The sequence below is a fragment of the Alistipes sp. genome (genome assembly GCF_020026455.1).
GTDB lineage: Bacteria > Bacteroidota > Bacteroidia > Bacteroidales > Rikenellaceae > Alistipes.
Genome location: NZ_JAHHQJ010000013.1, coordinates 80,720 through 89,112, shown reverse-complemented (window position 1 = coordinate 89,112; position 8,393 = coordinate 80,720). Strand labels below are relative to the sequence as shown.

Annotated in this window: 5 protein-coding genes; all 5 read right to left on the bottom strand. The window is 49.4% G+C overall.

What is annotated here, in order from left to right; genetic code table 11:
* Window positions 1–84: 84 nt before the first annotated feature.
* The 5 genes from QZ460_RS08255 to QZ460_RS08235 all read right to left on the bottom strand — a co-directional run bounded on the left by QZ460_RS08255 (window position 85) and on the right by QZ460_RS08235 (window position 8,392).
* Window positions 85–1,956, bottom strand: coding sequence for a family 20 glycosylhydrolase (locus QZ460_RS08255; RefSeq protein WP_290541100.1), 1,872 nt, complete (start codon window positions 1,954–1,956; stop codon window positions 85–87).
* 53 nt (window positions 1,957–2,009) lie between these two features.
* Window positions 2,010–3,530, bottom strand: coding sequence for a hypothetical protein (locus QZ460_RS08250; RefSeq protein WP_290541099.1), 1,521 nt, complete (start codon window positions 3,528–3,530; stop codon window positions 2,010–2,012).
* Between the two features lie 134 nt (window positions 3,531–3,664).
* Window positions 3,665–5,002 (bottom strand): FimB/Mfa2 family fimbrial subunit, encoded by a 1,338-nt coding sequence (locus QZ460_RS08245; RefSeq protein WP_290541098.1) that lies wholly within the window; start codon window positions 5,000–5,002, stop codon window positions 3,665–3,667.
* 163 nt (window positions 5,003–5,165) lie between these two features.
* A complete protein-coding gene (locus QZ460_RS08240; protein ID WP_290541097.1) occupies window positions 5,166–6,656 on the bottom strand; it encodes a glycosyl hydrolase family 28 protein in 1,491 nt (496 codons plus the stop codon).
* Window positions 6,657–6,658: 2 nt separating this feature from the next.
* Window positions 6,659–8,392 carry a glycoside hydrolase family 5 protein gene (locus tag QZ460_RS08235; RefSeq protein WP_290541096.1) on the bottom strand — a complete coding sequence of 578 codons (1,734 nt, stop codon included), beginning with the start codon at window positions 8,390–8,392 and terminating at the stop codon, window positions 6,659–6,661.
* Window position 8,393: the final 1 nt, after the last annotated feature.

The following is an 8,393-nucleotide window of genomic DNA, read 5'->3' as shown; positions in this document are numbered from 1 at the left end:
GCGAATTACAGGGACACATATAGAAATGGGCAAGGCTTGTGTTCCATAGAAGAAAGCGATGATGCATAATGGCCGATTAGACAATCACTCGAAATAGTCTTTCCAGACCTCCGGGACTTCGAATGGATAATAATTGCGGATTTCTGCAGCCAAAGTAATCAGCTGCTTCCGTTCAGGGCTCTGAATAACCCCTTCCCGGCATATGGCTGCCCGGACCTCCGTCGAATCGGTCACGGTAAAAGGGGCTTCGTAAAGTGAAGAGTCTGGAGTCGGTGGAGTTCCATCTAACGTATAGCGAATTTCTACCGGATATTTTTCACAGTCGAGAGTTACTTCAACTGTTTTGTTTCCGGGGTGAATATGAGTCGTGATCTCAACTTCATCGCTTAGCGTAAAGGTATTTAGGTTCCGTTGCTGCAACAAGGGAATATGGGAGTTCATACGGATTTTGAAATCATTCCATTGGCGCTTTTCCTGCGGTGTCCATGCCAGTTCAGCCACAGCCAATAAACGTGGAAAGACCATGTATTCCAACTGTTCTTCATCTTCGATATATTCAGTCCACATACATCCCTGTACACCGACAATGTTATTGGCACAATTCGGGCGGATTGACTCCACGACTGTGGAATTTACGGATTTGGCCCGGATGATCGATTCATTTCTAACAGCTGATTCCGGATCATCCGGCACCGGATCAAAAGCGTACATTTTTTTAATGGGGGAATATCCGTACATGGCGCGCGGCTGCGTTGAGGGATCGGCTTGATACCAGTCGAAATAGAGTACTTCGCCAGGTGTCATAACAGCATAATTACCCTTATTGGCTGCTTCGATAGCCCCTTTTTGTCCACGATATGACATAACCAAGGTCTCTGGATGTAAGTCGTTGCGCAGAATTTCATCCCAACCGACCATGATCCGTCCTTTCGATGCAAGGTAATCCTGGATACGGGAGATCATATAGGGTTGTAGTCCCTCTATTCCATCAAGGTTTTCTTTCTTTATCAAGGCTTGACATTTCGGGCATGTCGCCCAAGCTACTTTTCGGGCTTCGTCTCCTCCGATATGGATGTATTTCGAAGGAAAAAGTTCCATGACTTCGGTAAGTACATCCTTCATAAAGGTATAGACCCGCTCGTTGCCGACGCAGAATTCGCCCGTCGTATAGGGCTTGCCTGTACAGCATAACTCCGGATAGCCGATGAATACAGCATCCGAATGTGCCGGAAATTCGATCTCGGGAATGACTGTAATCTGTCGTTCGGCAGCGTATGCCACGATCTCACGGATGTCATCTTTGGTGAAATATCCGCCGTAAGCACCCGGAGTTCCCTCGGGTAGATAGCGACGGTCGTTCTGGTCCCACCATGCATACCAATCCTGCTGTGTACGGAATGCCCCTTCTGCGGTGAGGCGCGGATATTTGTCGATCTGAATGCGCCAACCTCCATTGTCCGTCAGATGGAAATGAAAGACGTTGAGTTTATAGCGCGCCATTTCGTTCAATACTTTCAATATCTGACTTTTCGGAAAGAAATGTCGTGATACGTCCATGTGTAAACCTCGGTAGGGAAATCGGGGGCGATCGCTGATCCTTATACAAGGAATCCCCTTATTGGTAATCAACTGTTCCAGAGTTCGTTTTCCATAGAAAATCCCGGTTTGGGTGGCGGCCGTGAGTCTTACCGATGAGCAGTCGACTTCAAGTTCGTACCCTTCTCTTCCCAATGCATCCATCCGGGAATTGTCCACAACTACCGTTGTGAAATCGTTTACCGTCATGTTTTCCGGCTGAAAATACCCGGACTGCACCTCCATCTTTGCAGGGTGCGGAATGATGTTTATGCAGGCGTCTTCGCTTGATATACAGGAAGAAAGAGTTGTCAAGCAAAGAAGAAAAATAGAAATTTTCCAGCCCGGATGGATATGCTCCGGGAACAATTGTTTATTCATGGCATTGGGTTTTGTAAAATACGTCCCGGCCGTCACACCGGGCCGTCACATTCCTATTTGCAAGACCACACGGTTATCCGTACTTCGGCAACATTTACGTCGGAGTCCTCAATTGTATTGCCGTCGGAATTCACTCGGGAGGTAATCTCACATTTTATATATCGATAGATCATATTGCCCTTGTCGAATTCGATACGCCCGGTTGTGACCTCTGCCCCGGCATCTGCCGTAGGTCTCGTCCTGTCGGAAGTAAAGGTTGTAATCAGCTCCCAGTCATCGTTGCCGCCCTGATAGTCGCCAGAGGTATTACTGCCATAGATGTTCATCGTGCGGAGTTTCTGCCCTCCTTTGCCTCCGAATTTGTTCCAGTAGGTAAGCGTAATACCTTGATAGCCGCTTCCCAAATCCACATACCACGATGGAATTGTGCCGTTTGCGACCTCTGCATCCGTGTCTGGACCCCAGTAAAGGTCCTTATGCTCGTCGCTCCCATCCATAATACCGTCATAAAGATACGAATCGTATTTTATGGAACCGTCCCAATCGGTGAATGCGGACGAGGCCCAAAAATTGTTATATCCGGGATCGGCTGCACCACTGATGGGGAGTGGAGACGAAGACCAAACCTTGTTCAGATCATCGTCGGTCTGGAATTGATCCCGGATTGTTATACTGGCATCCCACGGAGTATAGGTTAGTCCCAACGTTAGTTCTGCGTTCTTCAGAATATCTTCCGCGCGACCTTCGAGGCGAGTGAGTTTGTCTGCCGGAATACTTCCGGAAAGGCGTATAACGTAGTCCTCATGTGCAGCACCCCGAAACACTCGGAAATTTATCCGCACATTGGTCTTTGTCCTGTCCGAAGGCATCAGCACACTTCTGGCTGAAAAAGTTGTTCCCTCCTTCGTCAGATTGATCTTCTTCGAAGCTGGCTCGGCGGTCGAAAAGTCATACTGACCCGTAAAGTCAACCCGATCGTAGAGATCTCTCACGGTGAGCTCCACGGCCGTAACATCATCCGGAACATCGGTCAGGCGAACATCCAAGGCTCCGACCAGTCGTTGCAGGTTGGAAATGGGGACCGTCGGACCAACATTCTGGGACACGGATGCCGTGCCGAGGACCATATCAGGGATGGCTTTGTTCATGTCTGTTATGGTTATGCTCCCGTTTTTTTTGGTTTCGGCCGAGGCCTTATAGGAAATATGGGGGGCATCATAGTCCATCATCAGGGCTACAAGTGAATAAGCTGCTTTTTCCACCACGAAAGGTTCGAGATCCCCGAACGTGTCGGCATACTGGTATTTGTAGCAGTCGGATGACATGTCGTTGAAAAGATAGAGTGACACCCCGTACTCACCAAGTTTCTCGAAGCCTGCATTGTCGGGGACAAGAACGGGGGTGATCGTCCAAAGCAAATCTTTCTCTTTCGGTCTTTCGGATTTTGCCTCGTCTTCGTCGCAAGAGCAAAGCAGTGTGAGAACGAGTGCAGGCAGCGACAAAAGGCATGCAAGGCGATCCGCCCATCTGCGGATATTTCTGATATTCTGTTTATTTATCATCGTGTATTTCATATTATTACCTTATATCTTCAGGCTCCGCAGGCCACATGACAACTGTTCGGGGAAGATTGGTTCCGGAAGATTGAAAACTGTCTCTGCAGATCCCCGTTCAGTGTGTTGCAGTAGGAGAATACCCACTTATGCTATTATTTGTACTCCCAAGTCGAAACTTCCAGTTCTCCGACATTCACGTCGAGGACATCGGTAACTGTTGCGCCGTCAGGTGTGACTTTTGATCTTATCACACATTTTACATACTGATAGGAGACACTGCCATCCTCCGAAAATGCAATCTTGTCCGTCGTCACCTGTGCTCCGGCATCCGTGGTCGGAGCTGTCTTGTTGGAGATGAACGTCGTGATCTTCGTCCAATCCTCATTACCGCCGTTGTAATCGGATTTCGTGTTGCTTGCGTAAATGTCCATTGTCTTGATTTTCTGACCGCCCTTACCGCCGGCTTTGTTCCAGTAATCGATGGTCACACCATGTTTTGCCGAGCCGAGGTCGATATACCAGACGGGAGCCGTGCGGTCCCATTCGGCAGGACACCAATAGTTGCTTCCGTCTGTTTTGTTCCCGTCATAGAGGTTGTACTGCCAGAATGTCTCTCCCCAGCCGGAATCGCCTCCGTCGGACGAGGCCCAGAAATTATCGTATCCAGGGGCTGCCGAACCGCTGATCGGAAGGAGAGTCGGTCCTGTCCACTGTTTGTCGGAGTTATCTTTGTCGAAGATGAAACTGTCGGAAAGATTCACAACCGTGGTATCCCAAGCTGCATAGCTAATCGCCGAGTTGAGCTTGATCTTCGAGGAGGATCCGCCCGCCTCGACCCTCGTAGCCAGTTCATACTGCCCGTTGGCTGCGATTCGGCCTGCAGGGGTGCTGGTGTAGTCCGTACCGTTTACGCCGTAGCTCAGTACAAGGTTGGAAGCCTCGGCATCGGTGGGCATCACAATGGCGTTGCCCGTGAACTTGCCTTCGGCATTCTTGGTGAGAACGAGGGTTTTCGATGCAAATGCCGGTCCACTCTTTGAAAGCGTTCCGTCGAGACTCACTTGATCGTACATGTTGCCGATCGTCAAAGTGATGTTTTCGGCAGAGACATGCTCCAGGCCGCTGACTGTCACTTTGACCGATGCTACGACGCGCTTGAGCTGAAGCGAAGCTGTTGCACCTTCGGTATCGACTGTGACAGGTTCGGAACTTCCGACCAACAGTTCGGGTATCTGGGCTGAAATATCGGTTATTTTGACTCGGGCATTGGCGATGGCATTTGAGACAGCGACATTCATGAACGTGAGGTTCGCCTCGTCACTGGAAGCAGTGGCGTAAACAGTATAGCTGCCTGGCTCAACGGAGAAAGGCTCTAAAGCCGCGGCGTTGGCGGCACTCTTTGCATTCGTAATGTTGCCGTCCGATACCAAAATCGCCCGGTGCGCATAGGCCGCTTCAGAGGTATTCGCCGAGCGGTTTTCGATCTTCAATTTCGGGCCGTTTCCGGAAATGCTTTCCGGAATCTTTTCTGAAGAGGAGCACCCCATCAGAATCATACCGGTCAGAATAACAGCGGTAAATGTGCAAAAGGAATACTTTTTCATAATTATGCGTTTAAGGTGGTTGATAAAATTTGTTATTGATTTCAGGGGGTTATTCAAATACCACGTTTCGAACATATTCATTTATCTCTAGGTGAGGCCCTGAACCGTTGATCACGGGGATACCATTGACCGAGAAGTTCCCGATTGTTACCCCGTTGATCAATTGTGTGTTGTTTCGTCCTCTGATCCAACTCGGAGTCGCACGCGTTCCGGTGTAGGAGATATTGCGTAGAGTGATGTTGCGAGCCCATTGTCCGTAGAGATTGCCGAAAGCCCAGGCGTTGGTGAAATGCGCGCAGAAGACCTTCCCGCCGTTGATGTCCTCAACAATAATGTTTTCGAACGAGATATCTTCGAACGTGCCGTTGTCGGCGATCATCACCGCCATCGCCCCGGGATAAATCTCGTCGTCCTGGCGGTTTTCCAATACGATGTTGTTATGGAAGCGGATATTCCGGAATGCAATCCCCCGCGCTTCGGGCCCTACAAGCATGTTGTGCGCCTTGTCAGCCCAGAAAACGCAATTGCGAATCTCGTAGTTGCAGACCTCAAAGTTGCGAAGCCCGGCAACCATCCAGACTGCTCCGTCGGAACAGGAGCCATCGGCATTCGTTCGGGAAGCGATGTATTCGGGTGTGGCGTTGAAGGCTTTGATGGTTACATTGTCGTCGTAGTTGCGCTGAAAGGTGTTTTCGACCAGCACGTTGCGGCAACAGATGAAATCCATGCCGTCGGAGTTCATGATCCAGCCAATCTCCTTGATGTTGTCAATATGCACGCCCGTGCTTCCGACAATCTTGAGCGTCCAGTTCGGCGTGTCGCGCAGCAGGATACCTTCGATCCTCAGATTGTCGCAATTGCGGAATTCCATCTGTGGCCGTCGGCCTTCACCGTGGTTTTCCTGTGATGAACAGAAGATACCCCGTCCGCGAATCGTGAGGTTGGAGGCATCTTCAGCCTCAACACGTCCCAGCACGACGGCTCCTTCATCAAGATAGAGAATGCGATCGTGTTCATTGGCAATATGAATTACTCCCACATTGTGTACCCCGGGACCAAAATAGGTCACGTTAGAACCCGTGGGAATTGCAACGTCGGGCCGATCAGGGAGAATGAAGAGATTTTCCATCCGGTTACCATCGAATTCTACCGAAACTTTTTTTGTCGGATCGTCCAGTTCGAACTCGATACTGTTGGATGTCTGTATCGTCGGTGTGATGCCGTAAGAAAGAGGGCGAATCTCCACCTTCGAAAACGTTTTCGAGCGGCGGGTTACACGAACCTTCAATGGCTCCCGAAACGAGTCCGTAAACAGGGAGACCCCCATTGTATATTGGGGATATCCCGCCTCGGGATTTCCGACATAATCGGAGACGCGAGCGTTGTAAACGAAAATCTCCTCCCAAGTTCCGTCTCGGAAAATCTCAACCACATAATCGGCATTTGGGGGTAAAATATCCCGCTGCTCCCCATATGTCATTTCGGGCATCAGGCAAACGACAAGTATCCAGAATATGCCCCGTTCAATTTTCAGCAACATTCCTATTCGGTTCTAAATCCATATTTTTGCAGCAGAGCGTTTGCTTCTGCTTCGGTCAATTCATGACCGGTCAATACGTTCAATAGGGGACGGTTGATCCGGTAAATGCCATATTCCATATCGATAAATCCGAATCCTCCGTCGAGGCATTCCCAAAGCGTCCAGGGAATATTATTTGCCTCCATAGCTGTCACCATATCCGTGAACCACGCCAAACGCATCTCTTCCGCAACGTTTTTGCTGCATCCGAATTCGCCGCAATGTACTGCAAGTCCTGCATTCCGGCCGTTAATGGCAGCATTGGACATTTCTCCCATAATCCGGTCGGCATTGTAGGTCGTTTTGTGGAAAGAAGCATATTGTGGGTATTTGTCTGCATCCGACTTACTGGGAATGACTACTCCCGGATATTGTACGGAGCCCTGGTAGCCAATCCATGCCAGCATCTTATAATGAGACAACAGCATGGGGAGGTAATAATGAAACGATACAACCGCATTGGGATCTTCTCCTGCCACACGGGCATATTTGATGTAGTTGTAGTCCTGCCAACCCATTGCCGGAATGAATACGATGCGTTCGGGATCCTGTTCTCGGACCGCCGTCAGAACTTCATCCTGAAGCTTGTTCCAACCGGTTGCATCCGGTGTCCCGTCATGGGGTTCGTTCAGCAATTCGAAAGCGATGTATTTCGGATTGTGCCCTTTGAATTCCGTAGCAAGTTTGCGCCAAATATTTATGAAGTGGGCGCGAAATTCGGGATAGGCCGGGTCGTACAACTCCTCTTCCCGGTAACTATCCGAACCTTTGCGGGGAGCCAGTGTGTGCATGTCAAGAATCGCATACATGCCGTTTTGCTCGCACCATGTAAAAAGTTCGTGTAATTTGTTTATGGCCTTTTCATTAAATTGACCATCCGGATCGAAAATACACAACTCGTCAACAGGTACCCGGAAATGGTCGAACCCCAATTCTTTCCACAATGGAAATTGTGCAAGTGTGACGTAGCCCAACCAATTGCGATCGGCTTCCGTCATCCAATAAGAGAGGTTCACGCCGCGCCGAAACTGGAAATCCGCGAGATTATTCTCCACCTGTATCGGAGCTATGTCGGCAATCAGTTTATAAGCGTACGTATTACGGCCTTTGTAAATGGAAAACTTCTCTCCAGTTAAGAGATTGTACGAACCTTTTTCGCTTGTCGGGTGATAACCGTCGGAAAGTGTGACATCCACAGATACGGCTCCCAATAACACATCCGGATATTCCGAAGTATAGATTGTCGTAATCGGAAACGAAATCGTTCTCGTTTCATGGTCGATAATCCCCTCGATCGGTTTACCGCGAAACAGGAAAGATGCCGACAGAATAGGGGTTTCATTCCGGGCTGAAATTTCGTAGGAAATCTCCCCGGCTCCCGAGCTGACAGTCACAATCCGAGGTTGCGTCAAGTCCATCTGCGTCTCCGATTCTTTCGGGGAAACCATCCTATATCCGGGATTCAGCTGGAATGTCAATTCTACGACATCCACATTCTGCTGTTTGTCGAAGGTAAGACTAATCGTTCGTTTGCAGTCGTCGATGACCGCCGAAATGGATGTTCGTTCGCCGTCGCTGGCGGTCACCAAGGCAAAAGGTTTGTTTGCAAATACTTCATCCAGTCCGGGATCTTCTCCGCACGCAGCCATCAGAACGATGCTTGCGAACGATAATGCATGTTTCAAGAGATTTTTCATC